21 protein-coding genes are annotated in these 19,403 nt (G+C 47.7%); 17 read left to right on the forward strand and 4 right to left on the reverse strand.

The genetic code is table 11. The annotated features are described in order from the left end of the window. Positions 1–123: 123 nt before the first annotated feature. Positions 124–708 carry an HdeD family acid-resistance protein gene (locus BUC22_RS07345; protein WP_013378801.1) on the reverse strand — a complete coding sequence of 195 codons (585 nt, stop codon included), beginning with the start codon at positions 706–708 and terminating at the stop codon, positions 124–126. 223 nt (positions 709–931) lie between these two features. On the opposite strand from BUC22_RS07345, the gene BUC22_RS07350 reads away from it, so the two are divergent. From BUC22_RS07350 to BUC22_RS07360, 3 genes are read left to right on the forward strand one after another with little or no spacing between them, the layout of a single operon-like run. Next, positions 932–1,126, forward strand: coding sequence for a DUF6485 family protein (locus tag BUC22_RS07350; protein WP_013378802.1), 195 nt, complete (start codon positions 932–934; stop codon positions 1,124–1,126). Beyond that, positions 1,127–2,551, forward strand: coding sequence for a carbon starvation CstA family protein (locus BUC22_RS07355; RefSeq protein ID WP_013378803.1), 1,425 nt, complete (start codon positions 1,127–1,129; stop codon positions 2,549–2,551). Between the two features lie 56 nt (positions 2,552–2,607). Beyond that, a complete protein-coding gene (locus BUC22_RS07360) occupies positions 2,608–3,618 on the forward strand; it encodes a DUF3089 domain-containing protein (RefSeq protein ID WP_073382648.1) in 1,011 nt (336 codons plus the stop codon). A gap of 148 nt (positions 3,619–3,766) precedes the next feature. Here the strand turns inward: BUC22_RS07360 and BUC22_RS07365 are convergent, their stop codons facing one another. Beyond that, positions 3,767–4,249 carry a TspO/MBR family protein gene (locus BUC22_RS07365; protein ID WP_013378805.1) on the reverse strand — a complete coding sequence of 161 codons (483 nt, stop codon included), beginning with the start codon at positions 4,247–4,249 and terminating at the stop codon, positions 3,767–3,769. 210 nt (positions 4,250–4,459) lie between these two features. Between BUC22_RS07365 and BUC22_RS07370 the strand changes: the two genes are divergently transcribed. The 5 genes from BUC22_RS07370 to BUC22_RS07390 all read left to right on the forward strand — a co-directional run bounded on the left by BUC22_RS07370 (position 4,460) and on the right by BUC22_RS07390 (position 7,437). Then, the gene (locus tag BUC22_RS07370) at positions 4,460–5,044 is read left to right on the forward strand and encodes a sugar O-acetyltransferase (protein WP_013378806.1); all 585 of its coding nucleotides are present in this window, start codon (positions 4,460–4,462) and stop codon (positions 5,042–5,044) included. A gap of 114 nt (positions 5,045–5,158) precedes the next feature. After that, on the forward strand, positions 5,159–5,371 hold the full coding sequence (locus BUC22_RS07375) for a hypothetical protein (protein ID WP_073382651.1): 213 nt from the start codon (positions 5,159–5,161) through the stop codon (positions 5,369–5,371). A gap of 199 nt (positions 5,372–5,570) precedes the next feature. Continuing rightward, entirely contained in the window at positions 5,571–5,939 is a 369-nt protein-coding gene (locus BUC22_RS07380; protein WP_013378808.1) for a GntR family transcriptional regulator, read from the forward strand. Further along, positions 5,939–6,637 carry an ABC transporter ATP-binding protein gene (locus tag BUC22_RS07385; protein ID WP_013378809.1) on the forward strand — a complete coding sequence of 233 codons (699 nt, stop codon included), beginning with the start codon at positions 5,939–5,941 and terminating at the stop codon, positions 6,635–6,637. Before BUC22_RS07380 ends, BUC22_RS07385 begins: the two co-directional genes overlap by 1 nt. Then, on the forward strand, positions 6,631–7,437 hold the full coding sequence (locus BUC22_RS07390; RefSeq protein WP_013378810.1) for a hypothetical protein: 807 nt from the start codon (positions 6,631–6,633) through the stop codon (positions 7,435–7,437). The genes BUC22_RS07385 and BUC22_RS07390 overlap by 7 nt, the downstream gene beginning before the upstream one ends. A gap of 69 nt (positions 7,438–7,506) precedes the next feature. Here the strand turns inward: BUC22_RS07390 and BUC22_RS07395 are convergent, their stop codons facing one another. Next, the gene (locus BUC22_RS07395) at positions 7,507–9,102 is read right to left on the reverse strand and encodes a carboxylesterase/lipase family protein (protein ID WP_013378811.1); all 1,596 of its coding nucleotides are present in this window, start codon (positions 9,100–9,102) and stop codon (positions 7,507–7,509) included. Positions 9,103–9,345: 243 nt separating this feature from the next. Here BUC22_RS07395 and BUC22_RS21760 point away from each other — a divergent pair, with 243 nt between their 5' ends. Beyond that, positions 9,346–9,510: a hypothetical protein gene (locus tag BUC22_RS21760; RefSeq protein WP_158308576.1), complete on the forward strand. Its 165-nt coding sequence runs from the start codon at positions 9,346–9,348 to the stop codon at positions 9,508–9,510. A 16-nt stretch (positions 9,511–9,526) separates the two neighbouring features. Continuing rightward, entirely contained in the window at positions 9,527–9,769 is a 243-nt protein-coding gene (locus BUC22_RS22610; RefSeq protein WP_256263675.1) for an IS3 family transposase, read from the forward strand. A gap of 102 nt (positions 9,770–9,871) precedes the next feature. Here BUC22_RS22610 and BUC22_RS07405 read toward each other — a convergent pair whose 3' ends face one another. Beyond that, complete coding sequence (locus BUC22_RS07405) at positions 9,872–11,281, reverse strand: MATE family efflux transporter (RefSeq protein ID WP_050814034.1); 1,410 nt, start codon at positions 11,279–11,281, stop codon at positions 9,872–9,874. A gap of 232 nt (positions 11,282–11,513) precedes the next feature. On the opposite strand from BUC22_RS07405, the gene BUC22_RS07410 reads away from it, so the two are divergent. The 7 genes from BUC22_RS07410 to BUC22_RS07440 all read left to right on the forward strand — a co-directional run bounded on the left by BUC22_RS07410 (position 11,514) and on the right by BUC22_RS07440 (position 19,403). Further along, positions 11,514–12,053 (forward strand): DUF2284 domain-containing protein, encoded by a 540-nt coding sequence (locus BUC22_RS07410; RefSeq protein ID WP_013378815.1) that lies wholly within the window; start codon positions 11,514–11,516, stop codon positions 12,051–12,053. Positions 12,054–12,422: 369 nt separating this feature from the next. Further along, positions 12,423–14,249 carry a glutamine--fructose-6-phosphate transaminase (isomerizing) gene (glmS, locus tag BUC22_RS07415; RefSeq protein ID WP_013378816.1) on the forward strand — a complete coding sequence of 609 codons (1,827 nt, stop codon included), beginning with the start codon at positions 12,423–12,425 and terminating at the stop codon, positions 14,247–14,249. Between the two features lie 171 nt (positions 14,250–14,420). Beyond that, the gene (locus BUC22_RS07420) at positions 14,421–15,071 is read left to right on the forward strand and encodes a cobalamin B12-binding domain-containing protein (RefSeq protein ID WP_013378817.1); all 651 of its coding nucleotides are present in this window, start codon (positions 14,421–14,423) and stop codon (positions 15,069–15,071) included. Next, positions 15,055–15,765, forward strand: coding sequence for a GntR family transcriptional regulator (locus tag BUC22_RS07425; RefSeq protein ID WP_013378818.1), 711 nt, complete (start codon positions 15,055–15,057; stop codon positions 15,763–15,765). The genes BUC22_RS07420 and BUC22_RS07425 overlap by 17 nt, the downstream gene beginning before the upstream one ends. Beyond that, positions 15,759–16,466 (forward strand): GntR family transcriptional regulator, encoded by a 708-nt coding sequence (locus BUC22_RS07430; RefSeq protein ID WP_013378819.1) that lies wholly within the window; start codon positions 15,759–15,761, stop codon positions 16,464–16,466. Before BUC22_RS07425 ends, BUC22_RS07430 begins: the two co-directional genes overlap by 7 nt. Positions 16,467–16,692: 226 nt before the next feature. Then, on the forward strand, positions 16,693–17,970 hold the full coding sequence (locus BUC22_RS07435; protein WP_013378820.1) for an MFS transporter: 1,278 nt from the start codon (positions 16,693–16,695) through the stop codon (positions 17,968–17,970). Beyond that, positions 17,967–19,403: a trimethylamine methyltransferase family protein gene (locus tag BUC22_RS07440; RefSeq protein ID WP_013378821.1), complete on the forward strand. Its 1,437-nt coding sequence runs from the start codon at positions 17,967–17,969 to the stop codon at positions 19,401–19,403. The genes BUC22_RS07435 and BUC22_RS07440 overlap by 4 nt, the downstream gene beginning before the upstream one ends.

Here is a 19,403-nt window from a genome sequence, read left to right on the forward strand (position 1 = left end):
AAGTTACACTCCTGTCAAACGAGGTTGTAAAGCTTTGCTGATTACAGTTTATCACAAAAAAATATGGTGGACAACGATTAAAAAACAGCAGCGCCCAGGCGTGCTGTTTTTTAAAAAGACTGTTTATTTTTTCATCCTGCCATTGGTTTTGGATAAACGGTAGGCCAGGGTACAGAAAGAGATGCCCATTGATAAAAAGGCAATGCCAGCCCAGATCACAATGGTGAAGGCGGCAAAGACAGGGTGGAACAAGAGCACTATGGAAAGAATGACAACCACAATGCCCAGGGCCAGTGTCCAGCCCCATGCCTTATCGCCCTTTGATTTGGCCGTAAAGGCAAAGCCGATGGTGTTAAAGCCGCCGAATAGAATGGCAAAGGCAACGTAAAAGACCAGCACATCTGCGGTAATGCCCATGTTGGCAATCATGATAATGCCGAGAACGAGCATCAGAATCCCGGATACCAGATTCCAGCCCCATGCAGGAATGCTTTTGCGGTTGATCAGGGTAACCGCAGTGGAGGCGAGTCCGGAGATCAGAAATGTGATGGCAAAAACAATGGCAAGGGCAGCAAATCCATTGGCTGGCGTAAAAAACAGCCAGACACCAAGGCCGATGGCGAGGATACCAAGAATCAGAAAAACCCACCAGTGTTTGATGGCACCTGTAAGCTCCTCCTCAAAATTTTCAAACGATTCTTTATTCATATCAAACTCCTTTCATAAAATAGTGGTTGAAAAACGATTGGTTTTATTATATCGGATGGAAGAGGGCCGCGCAATAAAACCGCACAAATAGCAGGTTTAACCGCCTGAATGCAGCTTTAGAGAAAGCATTTAGGCGGTCAGACGAGCCATTTGTGCGGCCGAAGACAAAAAGGCTGAGGACTGTGCTATAATGAATAAAATGTTTAAAGAGGAGGAGTAACAAATGGCTGAATGTCATAACAAACTGGACTGTGCCTGTACCTATCCGGGCTGTCCTCGTCATGGGAAATGCTGTGAATGTGTGGCCCACCATCGTGATACCGAGGGAGGCTTTCCAGGCTGTTTTTTCACAAAAGAAGGTGAAGCTTTGTGGGATAGGAGCTTTGAAGCCTTAATGAAGGACAGAGAAAACAACTAAATGATTACCTTTTTTGCTGCGCTGGCGATTTTAATCGCCGGATATTTTACGTACAGCAAAGTGGTCGAGCGGATATTCGGGCCTGATGACCGGCCCACGCCAGCCACTACCATGACCGACGGCGTGGACTATGTGCCCATGAAACAGTGGAAGATCTTTCTGATCCAGCTGCTCAACATTGCTGGCCTGGGGCCCATCTTTGGCGCCATCTCCGGCGCACTGTGGGGACCCGTTGTTTTTTTATGGATTGTTTTCGGCACCATTTTTGCCGGCGGCGTCCACGATTTCCTGTCTGGGATGATCTCCATCCGCCACAGGGGCAACAGTATTTCTGAGATTGTGGGAATTTATCTTGGAAAGGGTATGAAGACCGTTATGCGCGTCTTTTCCGTGGTGCTGCTGGTACTGGTGGGCACTGTTTTTGCCACAGGACCTGCGGCGCTTCTGGCCATGCTTACGCCCGATGCGCTGGATGCTGGCTTCTGGCTCATTGTGGTTTTGATTTATTATTTCGCGGCAACTCTGCTGCCCATTGACAAGGTTATCGGGAAAATCTATCCCTTTTTCGGTATTTGTCTGATCATCATGGCGCTGGGCGTGGCCGGCGGCATCATCATCCAGGGCTACACCATTCCAGAGCTGACCCTGCAGAATCTGCACCCCAAGGAGCTGCCTGTCTGGCCGCTGATGTTTGTGACCGTGGCCTGCGGCGCGATTTCCGGCTTTCATGCTACCCAGTCGCCTATGATGGCGCGGTGCATAACCAGTGAAAAGCAGGGGCGCTCCATCTTTTACGGCGCTATGGTGGCCGAGGGCGTCATCGCCCTGATCTGGGCCGCGGCGGGCGTAGCTTTTTATCAGTCCACCGGCGGGCTTCAGGAAGCCCTTGCCGCCTATGGGGGACAGGGCGGCGTGGTCTATGAGATCTGCAATACCCTGCTGGGACCAGCGGGCATGGTGCTGGCCATGATCGGCGTTATTGCCTGCCCTATCTCCTCGGGCGACACAGCCTTCAGGAGCGCGCGCCTCACCATTGCGGACTGGTTTGACATCTCCCAGGACAAGATGCGCACCCGCCTGTATATCACCGTCCCGCTGCTGCTGGTGGGCCTGCTTTTATCCCAGATTGATTTTGATATTGTGTGGCGGTATTTTTCCTGGAGCAACCAGACGCTGGCCATGATCGCGCTGTGGGCCGGGGCGGTATACCTGTGCAGAAACCAGAAGAATTTCTGGATCGCCGCGGTTCCGGCCACCTTTATGTCGGCCGTCAGCGCTACCTATATCCTCATGGCAGAGGAGGGCCTGCGCCTGCCCGTCGCCTTTGCCTACCCGGCGGGGGTTATCTTTGCCGCAGCCTGCGCGGTGGTGTTTTATTTTAAGGCGGTGCGCCCTCCGCAGGCGCTCAGGCCCGAGAAAATGTAAGGAATGAGGTACGGCGTGTTTTAGACCGTACCGTTTTTTAAACGAGAGGAGAACCCATGAAAACAAGACGGAGTGCCCGGGGACTGCTGCTGGCAGCCCTTTTGCTGATGAGTATCCTGCTGCCTGGCTGTGTCGCCCGGCAGGCAGAAAATAAAGAAGCCCCGACCGATTACGCTGTGGCGGCGAACTGGCTGGCGATGCCCGATACGCCCGATAAGCCTGTGGATGTCTTTTACCTGTATCCTACGGCCTGGCATAAGGAAAGCGCGGAGGAGCCTAACATCTGCACTGTTGACAACGCCACCCTGCGCGAGACCGCGCCCGAAATGCTGAGACAGCAGGCCAGCGTCTTTGAGCCTGTGGCCAATGTCTACGCGCCCTATTACCGGCAGGCCGACGCGGCTTACTGCCTGGGCCTGTCCCATGACGAGGAATACGCTCTGCTGAACGGCGTGCCCAAGACAGACGTGTTCGCAGCCTTCGACTACTATCTTGAGCACGAAAACAACGGCCGCCCTTTTATCCTGGCCGGTCATTCCCAGGGCTCCAACATGCTGCTCTACCTGCTGGATGAGTACATGGAAAAAAATCCCGAGGTGTATGCGCGTATGGTGGCCGCCTACGTGATTGGTTATTCTGTTACTGGGGACTACCTCGCCCAGAACCCACATCTCCGGTTTGCAGAGGCGGCCGATGATACGGGTGTGATCATCTCCTACAATACCGAAGCGCCAGGTGTCACAGCGGATAACCCTGTACTGCTGCCCGGCGCAAAGGTCATCAACCCCATCAGCTGGACCCGGGATGAGACCCTCGCGCCAGCAGAGCAGAGCCTCGGCTCTGCCAGCAGAGAGGACCCGTCTGTCAAGAGCCTCCCCTCCGCTGACGCCCGTATCGATAAAGTCCGCGGCGTCCTAATCTGTGACAACCAGGACACCGATGCTCTAGCTCCCGGAAACGCTGTCTTTCCAGAGGGCGTTTACCACGGGTACGACTATGCCTTCTATTACTACAACCTCCGCGAGAACGCAGGGCAGCGGATCGAGGCTTATTTAGCGAGGCGGTAGCCGATTACCAATCCCATGCGGGCCGGAGGAGAACAATGCGATAATCGTATTGATCAACCCCGGAAAAATAATCGACTGAAATATGCGACCCCATCTATTAAAAAGAAACTGAAAACCTGACGTTTTCAGTTTCTTTTTAAGTGCCACCTCAATTGAGAATGGCAAAAGCGATGTTCAGATAGGTAGCGAACAGAATCCAGAGGAGGTAGGGCACCATGAGGCCCGCAGCCAGAGTGGAGATCTTTTTAAACCACACAATACAGGCGATGACCGCCGCGTCCAGGAGCAGGATAACCACGGCTGCCAGCCAGAAGGAGCTGCCGCCAAAAAAGAGGATACTCCACAAAAAGTTGAGGAGCAGCTGAATGACAAAAAGCCCGGCAGCTGAGCGTTTGAGCTTTTCGTCTGTGTTCGTCCGTAAAACCAGAAAAATGGCAATGCCCATGAGCAGGTAGAGCACGATCCAGACCGGCCCGAACACCGAGCCCGGCGGCGACAGGGGCGCCTTGTTTAGCATGGCGTATTTACCGGCAATGTCGCCGGCCAGAAGTGAGGAGCAGAAGCCCACCAGCTCCACCACCACCACGGCGAGGATTAACTGAAGAATAGGTATTAATTTATTTTTAGTCATGATATTACCTCCTTTAAGGCTTTTGTTTTAATCATATTTATCCAGAATCGGGCTTGTGAAACAAAAAACAGCCTGCAGACAACACGGATCACCGTATTCATTTGCGCCCGGGTGTGCTAAGATAAGAATAACAGAGGCTGCTTTACGGCGATGTTCGGATCGCTGTGGGGTTACCTGCTGCAGTAGAAAAAAGAATATGAGGTGAACCAAATGACTGAAAGAGAAAAAATGCTGGCGGGTGAGCTGTACGACTGCAGCGATCCGGAGCTGCTGGCGCAGTGGCACAAAGCCAAAAACCTGGTGCGGGCCTATAACCAGACAGCTTCAGAAAATTTGGATGAGAAAGACCGGATTTTGGGGGCCCTTTTGGGAAAGCGTGGTGCAAACCTGTGGATAACACCGCCGTTTTATGTGGATTATGGCGTCAACATCTGCTTTGGTGAGAACTGCGAGGTCAACATGAACTGCACATTTTTGGACGATAATAAAATCGTCATCGGGGACAATGCCCTCATCGCGCCCAATGTCCAGATATACACGGCATTTCATCCGGCCAGCGCGGCGGACCGTTTCGGACCGCCCAGAGAGGACGGGAGCTTTGCTTTCTGCAAGACCCAGACCGCGCCAGTTATCATCGGCGATAATGTCTGGATTGGCGGCGGAGCCATTATTCTGCCCGGTGTCACCATTGGCGATAATGTGGTCATCGGCGCGGGCAGTGTGGTGACAAAGGATATTCCATCAGATAAGGTTGCGATCGGAAGCCCCTGCCGGGCTGTCCGGGAGAATACATGAGCGTGGAACCGTTCTGACTGAAGCTGAGGACAGAGCAGTTTTAATTGGTTGTACTTCTGCTGTACTCCCTACGGTATCATAGAGGAAAGAATACCCGTGAAGGAGGAACAGAAAATGAAACTGCGGAAAACCATTAAGAAGAATTTCAGCCCGCTCCTGGCAGCGCTGCTGGTAACGCTCCTGCTGGCAGTCATGATTTTAATGGTGGGCCTGATCGGCCGCTCCATAAAGGATCAGATGCTGCGCTCAGGTAGTCTGCCCCAGGGGCAGATCGTCAGCCTCGCAGAGGAAACGCGCTCGGGAGGCGAAAAGCGTGGTGTTTTATAAAAAGAATAATATTTCTGGAAACTTCCGGCGCTGCCAAAGGGCAGCGATACCAAAAAGGGTCTGCTGAAATCATTGCGATTTTGGCGGGCTCTTTTTTATTTATGAAGAATTTCTTAAGTGTATTGACAATTCGTCTAGATGAATGTATTATTGTATTAAGTTCTTAGTACAACAATACAGTAATACAAAGGAGGACATTATGGAATGGATCATTGATTCCGACCGGCCGGTATACAAACAGCTCATCGAGCAGATAGAACTCCGGATCGTTTCCGGTCTTTTCGCCCCAGGCGATAAATTGCCATCGGTCAGAGAAATGGCGGCAGAGGCTTCAGTCAATCCGAACACTATGCAGAAAGCACTTTCGGAGCTGGAGCGGACAGGCCTTGTGTATGCGCAGCGGACAAGCGGCAGATTCATAACGGAGGATAATAAAATGATACAGGAAACAAAAGAAAATTTAGCGATCAAGGAAATTGAAAACTTCCTGGAAAAAATGGAAAAGCTCGGATTTAAGAAAGAAGATATCATCACACTGATGGAACGTGAGGATAAGGAGGGAAAATAATGAACCCAATTTTAGAATGCATTGACCTGACAAAGAAGTTCGGCACCAAGGAAGCCTTGTCCGAAGTGAACTGTCAGCTTCCAAGAGGCCGTATCATTGGGCTTTTAGGTCCCAACGGCAGCGGCAAGACCACACTTATCAAGACAGCGACCGGGCTTCTGACCCCCACGTCCGGACAGCTTCTGGTGGCTGGCATGGCCCCCTCGGTCGAGACCAAGAAGATTGTGTCCTACCTGCCAGACCGCACCTATTTAAGCGACTGGATGACCGTCACCCAGCTCATCGCCTTCTTTGACGATTTCTACGAAGATTTTAACAGCGTGAAGGCCTACAATATGATCAGCGACCTGGGCATCGACACTAAGGACCGCATCAAGACCATGTCCAAGGGGACCAAGGAAAAGGTCCAGCTGATCCTGGTCATGAGCCGCGACGCAGAGCTGTATCTTTTAGATGAGCCCATCGGCGGGGTCGACCCGGCCGCGCGGGATTACATCCTGGGAACCATCATTACCAATTATAACGAAAACGCGACTGTGGTCATCTCGACCCATCTGATCGCCGATATTGAAAAGGTGCTGGACGAGGTGGTGTTCATCAACCAGGGACGCATCGTCATGAATGCCAGCGTGGATGAAATCAGAGAAAAACAGCATAAATCCGTGGATGAGCTGTTTAGAGAGGTGTTCAAATGTTAGGAAAACTCATGAAATATGAAATCAAGGGAACGGCCCGTCTGCTGCTGCCCGTCTACGCGGCGCTGCTGGCCATGACCCTGATTAATAAAATATTCCTGTCCATCAACTCAGAGGCCACGGGCTTCATCATGACAACCGGTATCAGTATGGCGCTCTATGTCTGTATCATCATTGCTCTGGTGGTTATGACCTTTATTGTCATCATTCAGCGTTTTTATAAAAACCTGATGACCGACGAGGGCTATCTGATGTTTACGCTCCCTGTGCCTACCTGGCAGCAGATTGTCTCCAAGCTGGTCATTGCCCTGATGTGGACCTTTGTATGCGGTATTGTTATCATGCTGTCCATTATGATCCTGGCCATCGACGGCGCCAGCCTGCAGTATATGGGTGAGTTCTTCCAGGAACTGGGGCGTGCCTTCAACTCACCAGAGGGCGGACAGGCTGCTCTGATTCTGATCGAGCTGTTTATCCTGATGATCGTTGGCGTTTGCTGCAATGTTCTTCAGGTGTACACCTCCATCTCAGTGGGACAGCTCTTCGGCAAGCATAAGGTCATCGGCGCTTTTGTGACCTACATTGCCATCAACATCATTCTGCAGATCATTTTTACAGTGATGACCGTCAGCTTTGCCTTAACCTCAGATACCAGTATGCTCAACGCGTTTTTTAACAATATGGACCCTGTGACCGCAGTCAACTGGATGCTGAACATTGGAACCCTGGGTAACCTGATCCTGTCAGCGATCTACTTTGCAGTGACGAACTATATCCTGAAAAATAAACTCAACCTGGAATAATCCAGACGGAAATTTTAAACCCCCGGCACGGTCTGCTTCAGACCGTACCGGGGGTTTTTAGGTTCTTGCTCACTTACCGTACACGGTTTTTCTTAAGAAATCTAGATCATCGGTTTGGGACATCTCGTTCGAGGACCATTGGTCGTCAATCATCATGACGCGCTTACTCTGGGAGGTGTACGGCTCCCAGACGACGCCGGATGCAAGGGCGGTGCCCTGGTTGGGATTGCCGGTTTTAATGAAGTTTACCCAGGCGGTGTGCATGTCGACGGCGGTTTGTTTTCCGGCCTTGTCGAGCTTCAGGCTGTCAAGCTCATTGCCGAATACAAGCGGTAGCTCGGAGGCGTGGTAGGCTGCAGGGTTATCCGGGGTGCTGTAGTTAAATTCATAATAGTAAACCGGATGCCCGTTTTGGCTAAGGGTGTCGGCAAATGTGGTGGCACCCAGGCGGAAACCGGCCAGCGTCAGCAGCTGCCGCGCTCTATCAGAGGCTGTGTGTTCGGCGTCGACCGGCCAGCGTGCAAGGGCTTGCTCCGCAGCTTCAGCCCCCAGAATACGGTAGGCGTAGGCGGCATAATCTCCGGCCTCCAGACCATCTGGAATAAAAATCAGACCCTCATCCCTGTTATTTCCGACTAACAGGCGAACCGGGTTATAATCCCCATTAGCCAGTGCCTTCTGGGGGTCGACGGGCAGCACCACGCCATCGTTGACTGGCCAGAAGCTCAGGGCGTTGGGCAGAGTCATATCCATGTTAAATTGGGACATGGCTGTGAGGGCGTGGCCGTCGATCTGGCGCAGGCGATTAAGCCCCTCCAGACTGTCGTCCGCCCCAAAGCTACGGGCAAAAGCACCGGAGACAGCGGCAGACGCAGACGCGTCGCCTCCTGAGTAGGGCGAGACTGCCGAAGCATCCAGAATACAGCCGCTCTCCATAATGGCCTGATTAAAAAGCCCTTTGGCCAGGGGGCTCATGATCAGGGCTGAAACGCTGAAGGAACCAGCCGATTCACCGCCGACGGTGATGTTTTCGGGATCACCGCCAAAGGCGCTGATGTTTTCCTTCACCCATTTAAGAGCCTGTATCTGGTCCAGTGTGCCAAAGTTGCCTGTTGTGCCGTCCTCAGCTTTTGAAGCCTCAAGCCCCAGAAAGCCAAGAGCGCCCAGCCGGTAATTGATGGTGACGCCCACCACGCCGTCTTTGGCAAAATTTGTACAGTCATACATGCTTTTTGCCCCAGAGCCCTGGAAATAGGCGCCGCCGTGGATAAAAACATAAACCGGCTGTTTTTCGCCCTCCTGGGCGCTGGTCCATACGTTCAGGTTCAGACAGTCCTCATCTGGTGTGGGAATATCATCTGCAGTGGGCTGGAGTGCCGATGAGCCAAACTCAGTACAGTCCAGGGTGTCACTCCAGGGCTCTGCTGGTTCGGGCGCCAGGAAGCGCAGACTGCCCACCGGCGGTTTTGCATAGGGAATGCCTTTGTAAACAGACACGCCGTCCTGCTCGAGTCCTTGCACGCGGCCAAGAGTTGTCGCCGTATAAATAGATTGAACGTCCGAGTCCACAGCTCGTCCACCCGTGGATGAGCAGCCTGCCGCTGTTAAAAGCAGGCCCAAAATCAACAAAAATAGAACTAAAAATTGCCGTTTACATGTTTTCATTGCAAGCCCTCCATGTTTTTAGTACTTTTATTATAACGGCATAGAGCGCAGGCTTCAATCGTTCCACTTAAAAGACAGGTCTGACCGCATAAACAAGATGGTTTCTTAAGAATAAAAAAGAGAAGTCAGGCAGGTGATGTGTCCCCCTTTTACTGGACAAAACAGTAGAGGGGGATTTTTCTTATGCGTTACAGTTATGAATTTAAATTAAGATGTGTAGAATTGTATAAAGAAGGGAGCCAGATGGAAACACCAGAAAATGTTAAAATAAAATTCTTCGGAGATAAAATCAGACAATGGTGTCGAATTGCAGACTCGTGTGGTTCGCAGGTGTTAAAACATTCTGATCAATCTAAAGAATGGGCACCTGATTTTTCATTCAGATCAAGATTGGCAGTATCAACATGAATTTTACCGGAAGACTTTGAAAAAACATGGGATTATCCAATCTATGTCCAGAAAAGGCAATTGTTATGATAATTGTATCATGGAAACTTTCTTTGGAAGACTGAAAACAGAAATATACTATGACCATGAATCAGAATATAAATCTTTTGAAGTGTTCTCAGTAGCAGTTAAAGAATATATATACGACTATAATAATAAAAGAATTCAGGCTAAAACAAAATGGATGCCGCCTGTGATTTACAGACAAGCATCCACATAATAATTTCTATTCGATATGTGTCCAGAAATCTGGGTACACATCATAGGGTGACTTCTCTTTGGCCGGTACGGTTTATATAGACCATACCGGGGGTTCTTGGTTTTACTCCACAGTCTCCGTCTGAGTCCCCGGAACAGGGACTGCGTCGGAAATGGGAAGGATCTTCTGATGATAGATGCGTCTTAAAAAAGCCGCACTGAAGAGAACCGAAGCGATCTCGGCAATGGGGAAGGACCACCAGATGGCGTCCAGATTGCCGGTGAGGGACAGCAGATAGGCCGCGGGCAGCAGCACCACCAGCTGGCGGGCCACTGAGACGATCAGGCTCAGCACCGCGTTGCCAAGGGCCTGGAACACGGACAGCGAGATGATACAGAAGCCCGCGAACAGAAAACTCAGGCTGATGATCCGCAGCGCCACTGTGCCGATGGCCAGCATATCCGGCGAGGCGTTAAAAATGGAAAGAAGCACTCCCGGGAAGAGCTGGAATACAAGAAAGCCAAGGATCATGAGCCCCACGGCGTACAGCATGCTCAGCTTGATGGTTTTGACGAGCCGGTCCTTTTTCTGAGCGCCGTAATTGTAGGCAATGATGGGCACCATGCCATTGTTCAGGCCCATGACCGGCATAAAGATAAAGCTCTGGAGTTTGAAGTAAACTCCGAAAACCGCTGTGGCCGTAGAGGTAAAGGCCAGCAGAATTTTGTTCATGCCAAAGGTCATAACTGAGGTGATGGACGCCATGATAATGGATGGCACGCCCACCGCATAAATACGCCGGATGGTGCCGCCGTTTGGCCTGAAGCCCCGGAGCTTCAGGGTGAGCTCATGGTTTTTCCTAAGGTTCAGAATACAGGCAAACAGCATGGCCACGACCTGGCCGATTACCGTCGCGGCGGCTGCGCCGGCTACCCCCATTTTTGGGAAGCCAAAAAGCCCGAAGATCATGATGGGGTCCAGAATCAGGTTGATGATGGCTCCGGTGGTCTGGGTGCACATGGTGAGCAGCGTCTTGCCCGTGGCCTGAAGCAGGCGTTCAAAGGTAATCTGCCCGAAAATGCCAAAGGAAACCACAGAGCAGATCGCCAGATACTGGGTGCCGTAATCCACGATTTCCCCAATGTTTGTCTGGGTCTCGAAGAAAAAGCGGGTAAAGAAAAGCCCGAAGATAACGAAAGCCAGAGAGCTGAGGACAGCCAGGAAAACTCCGTTGTTGGCAGCCCGGTTGGCCTCTGTAAAATTTTTTTCGCCCAGGCTCTTAGACAGCAGAGCGTTGATCCCCACGCCTGTGCCTGTGGCGATGGCGATCATCAGGTTCTGTACCGGGAAGGCCAGCGATACGGCAGTCAGCGCGTTCTCGCTGATCATGGACACAAACATGCTGTCCACAATGTTATAGAGCGCCTGAACCAGCATGGAAATCATCATGGGCAGGGCCATAGTGATCAGCAGGCGGTTGACCGGCATGACGCCCATTTTGTTCTCCCCGGCCGGGTAGGACTCTTGACGCATAAAGATCACTCCTTTTTGAATATGAATTAATTTTTCACAAAATGAATAGCAGTGCCCATCCCTGAAAAACTGAGATGTCACACTGCCTGTTATTATTATAATAATTGCCGGCTTTAATGTCAATGAATGAAGGACAGGCTGTTGCCGTTTGCAAAATGTGAATACGTTTAAGAAAAACATGATACAATAACAGAGAAAACTCAGAAATGAAGCATAAAGGAAGAGGAAAATTATGAACGAAGCATTGCGAGCGATGGTAGAGGCCTGCGATTTTGAGGAAACCGTAGCCGTCGACCCCAGACAGATTCACATCACCCAGGACGTCCGGGACGCCTGCGCCAAAAACGACTGTGGCCATTATGGCCAGAATTATATGTGTCCCCCGGCCGTCGGTGATCTGGACCACTACCGTGAGGTGGTAAACAGCTACACAAACGGGTTGTTGTTTTCACAGGTATACCGGTTTAAAAACCGGCAGGATTACCGCCGAATGAATGAGATCATGGCTGGATTTGAAAAAACAGTGGAAAAGCTGCACCGTGCTATCCGCAAATCCGATATGGAGGGAACGGTTTTTTCAGCGGGCTGCTGCACCATCTGTAAGGAATGCGGCATTCTGACCGATGATCCCTGCCGCTTCCCCGACGAGGCCATGCCCTCACTGGAGGCGTCCGGCATCGACGTGGTTCAGCTCACAAAGGATACCGGACTGGTCTACAATAACGGGCCCAAAACCATGACCATCATCGGCCTGATTTTATACAACGAATAAAAGCTTAAGAAAAGACAGCCTTGTGAAGGCTGTTTTTTTGCGGTTTTAATGCGCGTGACAGGTCATGAAAACGTGAGCGGTTAGAAAAGGCGGCAGACACACTTGTTTTTACTTGAAATTATGTTATAATATCCTCATTGTACGTTCATGTAAAGTAATTCTGTTATAAGGAGGGGAATGGCTCAAACCACTTTGCATCAATGGAACAAAAGCGCCAGAACTCATACGTGAGCCCGTAATATTTGAGTTGACGAGGACAGGGAGTATCGAAAATTCGGCGGATGCCCTGGAAGGTGGACTGTTAAAACAGCGGAGTGATCCGCTGCACAGAGCAGACACCAAAATCTACTTGAATGAGGTGCATTTATTATGTGTGGAATCGTTGGTTATATTGGTCTGAATCAGGCCCAGAAAGTATTGATTGATGGTCTCTCAAAGTTAGAGTACCGCGGTTATGACTCAGCCGGCATTGCAGTGCTGGACAAGGACAATGCGATTAAAGTCAAAAAACGCAAGGGCCGTCTGAAAAATTTAGAGGATGAGCTTGAAAAAGAAGCTCTGACGGGTACAGCTGGCATTGGCCATACCCGCTGGGCGACCCACGGCGAACCTTCTGATATCAACTCCCATCCCCATTGCAGCATCGATAACCGCATCGCGGTCGTCCACAATGGGATCATTGAAAACTACATCGAGCTCAAGGAAGAGCTGATCAAAAAGGGACACCTTTTTGTGTCCGATACCGATACTGAGGTCATTGCCCATCTGCTTAATTCTCTGTACACCGGGGACATGGTTGAAACCCTGCGCCTGGCCATTGACAAAATCAAAGGCTCTTACGCGCTGGGCATCCTCTGCAATGAAGAACCCGACCGTATTATCGCCGTTCGTAAGGACAGCCCGCTGATCGTGGGCCTGGGCGAAGGCGAAAACTACATCGCTTCCGACATCCCTGCTATCCTGAGATACACCCGTAAGGTCTATCTGCTGGATAACGACGAGATCGCCATCCTGACCCGTGACAGCGTCACCGTGCTGGACGAATCCGGCCGTGAAGCCGGCAAGCAGGTCTTTAACGTGGATTGGGATCCAGGCGATGCCGAAAAGGGCGGTTACGACCATTTTATGCTCAAGGAAATCCATGAACAGCCAAAGGCGATGGCCGATACCCTGACCGGACGTTGCTTCCCGGATAAAATCGTGCTGGACGACGTCAACCTTGACGCCGAAACCATGAAGAGTATCAACCGTATCCAGATTGTAGCCTGCGGAACCGCCTACCACGCCGGAATGGTTGGAAAATACCTGATTGAAAAATTTGCCCGCGTGGCCGTCGAAACCGAACCGGCCTCCGAGTACCGTTATAAAGACCCGCTGGTCGATGCGCACACCCTGCTCATTGTCATCAGCCAGTCCGGCGAAACCGCCGACACCTTAGCCGCTATCCGTCTGGCCAAAGAAAAAGGCGCCCGCGTCCTGGCCATTACCAATGTGGTGGGCAGCTCTATCGCCCGCGAGGCAGACGATGTGCTGTACACCAACGCCGGTCCCGAAATCGCTGTGGCCTCCACTAAGGCTTACGTGACTCAGGTGGGCTGTATGATTTTGCTGGCCCTGCATTTCGGTCTGTTAAACGGCCAGGTAGACGAAGGCACCATGAAGCGTGTTACCAATGGCCTGAAGGATACCTCAGCCCTTATTGAAAAAGCTTTGGGAGACCATGACAAGATCAGGGAATACGCCTACGAACATTTTAAGGTTGACGATATGTATTTTATCGGGCGCGGACTGGACTACTACACCTGTCTGGAGGGCTCCCTGAAAGCCAAGGAAATTTCCTATATTCATTCCGACGCTTATGCGGCCGGCGAGCTGAAGCACGGTCCCATCGCTCTGGTTGATGTGGGAACTGTCGTCATTGCGGTCTGCACTCAGGGGAACGTCTTTGATAAAATGCTCAATGCTATCAAAGAGGTAAAGGCCCGCGGCGCCAACGTTATGGCCATTGCCAAAGAAGGTCATGAAGAGATCATCCCCGAAGTGGATCAGGTTTTCTTCATCCCACAGATGGATGATGAGATCACCCCGATCCCAACGGTTGTTTATCTCCAGCTCCTGGCCTATTACCTGTCCGTCGCCAGAGGCTGTGACGTCGACAAGCCAAAGAACCTGGCAAAATCCGTCACGGTTGAATAAAAAAGAAATTGCGAAAATAAATAAAGAGGTACGGTCTGTTTCAGACCGTACCTCTTTATTGTTTTTTAAAAATAAAATTTTGAATCAAAAATCTTGTCAGTAAACCATTGAAAATATGGTATAATAGTAATAATACAGAATTTTTCTATTGGTAAAGGCGGTGAGAACGACATGGATTTGCTGGATATGATAACAGAGGGTATCGTTGAGTTAGATGAGGAAAAGGTGATCAAAATCGTCAAAAGGGCGATTGTTGCAGAAATTCCTAAAATTGATATTATTGCTGCTTTGAGTGAAGGTTTGGATAAGGTCGGTGAAAAATATTCAAAGGGCGAGTATGTGATGTATGATCTCATGATGTCTGGAATCCTCTATGAGGAAGTAATGAGTCTGGAAGAGCTGAGCCTTGCTGAGAACTTGAAATCTGAGGAAAAGAAGGGGCTGATGGTGATTGGCACCATTGAAGGGGATGTACATGATATAGGAAAATCCATTTTTAAAAACGCGGTCTCCATGTCGGGCTTTGATGTTATTGATCTGGGTGTGGATGTACCGCCAGAAGTTTTTGTGCAGGCTATTGAGGAACATGCCCCCGATATTGTTGGTATCAGTATTATTATGACAGAAGCCATTAATAACGCAAAGCGAACTGTAGAGAAAATCAGAGAAAAGGTAGGGGCGGATTTGGATATTATTATTGGAGGTGTTGCGACAAATCTGAAAATTGCCCAATTTATCGGTGCAGATGCATACAGTAATAATGTCTTGAACGGTGTAAATATTTGTCTGAGAATGGTAAACGGCGATGGAAAAAAGTATTAAATATATCCAAATTTCGGATGAAATTAAAAACAAAATTTTATCAGGTATCCTTAAGCCCAACGAGATGCTTTCATCTGAAAATCAGTTGGCGGCAGAGTATAATGTCAGCCGGGTGACCATCCGAAAGGCTTTGATGCGGCTGATTGATGAGGGTTATCTTTTCTCTGTGCCTGGAAAGGGAACCTTTGTTGACTATTTTAACAAAAATACTTACCGGATTCCTCTGTCACTGGAAAGTATCCTGAAATCTCCTTATGATGGGGAAACGCTTATTGGCTCTAAAATCATTAACCCAGACATTGATATGGTCTATCATCTTCAGATTGCGCCTAAGGAAAAAGTCATCAGTATTGAATGGCTTTTGAGTATCGAAAATAATCCTGTGGTCTATGATATAAAATACATTCCTTTTTTTCCTGCGCTGCCTATTGGTGAGATCGACTTGAAATATTCGAGTCTTTCGCGTATTCTATCCTCAAAATTTAATTTAAGGGATTTACAGGAAGAAATAGCCATTGAATGTGTATGTCCAAATGATAAGATATGCCGGTATCTGGGGATGAATTTTGATTCTAATGAAGCGGTCATTCTTTTAAATAAATTTATCTATGACCGTGAGAATAACCCGGTCGGGTGGAGTTTGAATTATATTAGAAGTGATTACTGTACATTAAAGGCGGAATTTCAATGTTAGAAAAAAAGAAAAAAATTGAGACGACAACTTACGATGCGATTTATAAAGATATCAAGAATAAAATTGATCATGGTGAATTGAATCCGGGCGATAAACTCGATTCTGTCAGAAAACTGTGTGAAGTATATAACACCAGTGATATTACCATCCGAAAAAGCATCGAACTTTTAAAACAAAATCATTATGTGTACTCGAAAGAACGGGCTGGTGTTTATGTGTCTGGCGGCGAAAAAAAATATTTTTTTCTGAAGTTTCATGAAGTTACCAATATTATTGAATCGGTAAACCATCGAGAAATCATTGAATTTGGAAACATTGCGACTGCCGATTTCAATCATTATATCGGGTTGAAAAATGAGACAGTGCGCTGCGTGAAAATCGCTACGATTGGCTACAATGAAGCTTTTCCTGTTTTTTATGATGAAAAATATATTGTGAATAACGCGAAGCTCGTATTTGAGAATAAAGAAAAAGAAACACTGCTCACTACTATTGAAGATGTGTTGGATAATTACGATGTTGCAAAAAAATTGTATATTGAAGTAGAAAACAGTCGTACAGATATTCGTAAAAATCTTCTTCTGCCGGAGAGAATCGGGATGTTCCGATTTGTTAAGGAGTTTTTTACCCGTTCTGGTAAATTTATTGGTTTATCTAAAACTTACATTGGTGGCGACAATATTTCCTTAAAATGTTTGTAAAAAGATTGACTTCTCTGAAAAATAATGTTATATTGTGTATATCAAGTAACAATCAAATGAGGAAGAAATTTTCTATTTACTCTGAAAAAAATATATAAACCTATATTATCTGTTTTTATCATTTTATTGTGTATGTCATGTTTCATACAGATAGAAAGGAGGATAAACGCTGTGAAACATGAAATTTTATAAAAAGGGGGCGCAAAATTATTTTGCGTAATAAAAAATGAGTATAAGGGTAAAAAGATTTATTCAATTATTATGTTTATGTGTAGGTGCAACAGTTATTTATTTTATTCCGGTACATTTAAGAGCGACATTTTATGTGCCGATGCAGGAAGTTTTTTCGCTGACAAATACGCAGATCGGTGATTTGGCTGGGCTGTACGGTACGATGACTATTTTTACATATTTGCCCGGCGGTTGGCTTGCAGACAAGTTTTCACCCAGAAAAATGTTGGCTCTTTCTTATTTTGGGACGGGAATACTGACGTTTTTCCTGCTTCTAAAGCCAGGTTATTCAATGATGATGGTTATTTTTGCATTGTGTGGTGTGACAACAACGCTGACCTTTTGGGCAGCTTTGCTTAAAATCACGCGTGATTTTGGGAAAAATGATGGACAGGGAAAGGCTTTCGGAGGATTGGAAGGCGGACGTGGTCTAGCTGCGACGGTGATTCTCATGGGGGCTACCCTGATTTATGGGATGATGGGCGGAAATCCAACATCGATGATGATTATTATTTCGATTTTTGGAATTCTAAATATTTTGACAGGGATTTTTACATTAATTGTTTTTGATGAAATTAAAGAAGAGAAAAAAACAGGAGAGAATCCCTTTGCTGGCATTGTGGAGTGTGCAAAAAATCCAAATGTATGGTTGATTTCTTTCATTGTTTTGGGGATATATACAGTCCATTCTGTATCACAATATATCGCCCCCTTTGCAAATGAGGTATTTGCCGCAACCGTTGTATTTGGATCGATTCTATCGCTGTCAAAACAGTGGATGAAGCCTGTTGGGGGCTTTATCGGAGGATTTTTTGCCGACAAAATTGGGATTACCAATATGCTTTCTATTGGCGTTGTATTATTAGTAATATCAACGGGCGTCTTTGCACTTGTGCCTGGAAATCCGAGTTTGCTGATTCTTTTGATCATCAATACCTTAATTATGTTTACCATCGTTGCAGGTTTAAGGGGCTTATATTTTGCGAATATGAACGAAGCGGGTATCCCGTTAAGATTGACAGGGACCGTTATCGGTTTTGCTTCAACCATTGGATTTACGGCGGATGTTTTTATTCCGGTGATCTCAGGCAGATTATTGGACGCTTACCCAGGAGGACTCGGATATCGCATGATGTTTGGGATCGGAGCGCTCTTTTGTGTAATATCTTTCGTATTACTTCAAGTATTTAAAAAACGTAATGCGAAAACAATTGACGCGATTAAGCTTGAAAAGCTTGGACATCAGAAAGTAGAGGAAAATGCAGCAGAATGAAACCATATGAAAAATATATCAAAAAAGAAAATGTCGAGAAAATTCATAAGATATCAATGGATATTCTTGAAAATGTTGGGGTTAAATTTGAGGATGAATCTATTTTAGAGGTATTTAAAGAACATGGCGCCAGAATAGATGGCGATATTGTTTATATTGATCATAAACTTTTTGAAGCGGCCATGCAGACGGTTCCCTCGGAGTTTACGATACGTTCGGGAAAGGGCGACGTTCATATTGGTAATGGCAGCAAAGTGTTTTTACCGGCTGGAGGTAATGTCTATATTCAGGATGGAGAGAGCATACGCTCAATGACAAACGAAGACAATATTAATCAGTTTAAGCTCTACGACACCAGTCCGGTTATTTCCTGCGGGCATGTAAACATTTTTCTGGATGAGCAGAATCAGACCTTGGATGAAAGAATTTATGGACCGGTTGCTTTCGTTTTGAAATATTCCAACAAGCCGTCGATCCATACAAAAATTAATACATTTCCGATCAGGGAAAAGGATAAAGTCCGCGAATCTTTCCAGAAGGGATTAAAATTAGTCAAACGTTTTGAAGGGCTGGACGAAGCGTATGTTAAGATTTCTTCTATTAATCCGATTTCGCCATTATGTTATGATCACGATCCGCTTGAAAAGATCATTGGAGCCTGCGAAGAGAATCAGCCGCTTTGGATTATCTCAGCAGCAATGCCGATTTTAAGCGGTCCTACATCAGTCGCTTCAATTATGGCGATGACAAACGCAGAGATTTTGGCAGGAATTGTTCTGACACAATTGTTAAAACCCGGTATCCCTGTGGTTTATGGGAATACCTCAACCTCCACCGATATGCGCACTCTTCAGATGAGTCTGGGTTCACCGGAAACGGCGTTAATGATTTATGCGACAGCAGCGTTGGCAGACTACTATCATCTGCCCTTTAGAACAGGCGGACTTTTAAGTGATGCTAAAGAGCTTGACGTTCAGGCTGGTTCGGAATCTACAATGCTTGGTATGGCAACCTTGGATTGTAACCCAGACATGGTATTGCACGCCATTGGGGTACTTGGCTCTTTTAATCTGGTCAGCTTTGAAAAAATTCTGGTCGACGAAGAAATTATTATGCTGATTAATCGGATGTTAAAAGGAATTGACTGCTCTGATGAAAAACTGTGTTACGAGATGATTAAAAAAATCGGACCAAGGGGAAGCTGTCTCAATGGCAGAACACCGAAGATGTTTAAGGAAGAGTTCACAATGTCCAAATATTTTAATAAAGTAGATGCAAACCAGTGGCAGAACAATGGCAGCAAGTCGGTACTGGAAGCGACACATGAAGATGTTTTAAAAAGGATTGAGAGCTATAGGATGCCGCAGATTACCAAAGAGCAGGATGATTTGATCCGTCAGTACCTGCCGGCGCAATATAGGGATAGAATTTAA

The sequence above is a fragment of the Eubacterium callanderi genome, from assembly GCF_900142645.1.
Lineage (GTDB): Bacteria > Bacillota > Clostridia > Eubacteriales > Eubacteriaceae > Eubacterium > Eubacterium callanderi.

Coding starts and splice junctions, on each gene's coding strand:
- BUC22_RS07395 (WP_013378811.1), bottom strand. CDS start 9,102: ATGAAAACATGTAAACGGCAATTTTTAGTTCTATTTTTGTTGATTTTG.
- BUC22_RS07440 (WP_013378821.1), top strand. CDS start 17,967: ATGAAACCATATGAAAAATATATCAAAAAAGAAAATGTCGAGAAAATT.
- BUC22_RS07390 (WP_013378810.1), top strand. CDS start 6,631: ATGTTAGGAAAACTCATGAAATATGAAATCAAGGGAACGGCCCGTCTG.
- BUC22_RS07405 (WP_050814034.1), bottom strand. CDS start 11,281: ATGCGTCAAGAGTCCTACCCGGCCGGGGAGAACAAAATGGGCGTCATG.
- BUC22_RS07365 (WP_013378805.1), bottom strand. CDS start 4,249: ATGACTAAAAATAAATTAATACCTATTCTTCAGTTAATCCTCGCCGTG.
- BUC22_RS07435 (WP_013378820.1), top strand. CDS start 16,693: ATGAGTATAAGGGTAAAAAGATTTATTCAATTATTATGTTTATGTGTA.
- BUC22_RS07430 (WP_013378819.1), top strand. CDS start 15,759: ATGTTAGAAAAAAAGAAAAAAATTGAGACGACAACTTACGATGCGATT.
- BUC22_RS21760 (WP_158308576.1), top strand. CDS start 9,346: ATGGAAACACCAGAAAATGTTAAAATAAAATTCTTCGGAGATAAAATC.
- BUC22_RS07370 (WP_013378806.1), top strand. CDS start 4,460: ATGACTGAAAGAGAAAAAATGCTGGCGGGTGAGCTGTACGACTGCAGC.
- glmS (WP_013378816.1), top strand. CDS start 12,423: ATGTGTGGAATCGTTGGTTATATTGGTCTGAATCAGGCCCAGAAAGTA.
- BUC22_RS07345 (WP_013378801.1), bottom strand. CDS start 708: ATGAATAAAGAATCGTTTGAAAATTTTGAGGAGGAGCTTACAGGTGCC.
- BUC22_RS07420 (WP_013378817.1), top strand. CDS start 14,421: ATGGATTTGCTGGATATGATAACAGAGGGTATCGTTGAGTTAGATGAG.
- BUC22_RS07355 (WP_013378803.1), top strand. CDS start 1,127: ATGATTACCTTTTTTGCTGCGCTGGCGATTTTAATCGCCGGATATTTT.
- BUC22_RS07410 (WP_013378815.1), top strand. CDS start 11,514: ATGAACGAAGCATTGCGAGCGATGGTAGAGGCCTGCGATTTTGAGGAA.
- BUC22_RS07360 (WP_073382648.1), top strand. CDS start 2,608: ATGAAAACAAGACGGAGTGCCCGGGGACTGCTGCTGGCAGCCCTTTTG.
- BUC22_RS07375 (WP_073382651.1), top strand. CDS start 5,159: ATGAAACTGCGGAAAACCATTAAGAAGAATTTCAGCCCGCTCCTGGCA.
- BUC22_RS07350 (WP_013378802.1), top strand. CDS start 932: ATGGCTGAATGTCATAACAAACTGGACTGTGCCTGTACCTATCCGGGC.
- BUC22_RS07425 (WP_013378818.1), top strand. CDS start 15,055: ATGGAAAAAAGTATTAAATATATCCAAATTTCGGATGAAATTAAAAAC.
- BUC22_RS07380 (WP_013378808.1), top strand. CDS start 5,571: ATGGAATGGATCATTGATTCCGACCGGCCGGTATACAAACAGCTCATC.
- BUC22_RS07385 (WP_013378809.1), top strand. CDS start 5,939: ATGAACCCAATTTTAGAATGCATTGACCTGACAAAGAAGTTCGGCACC.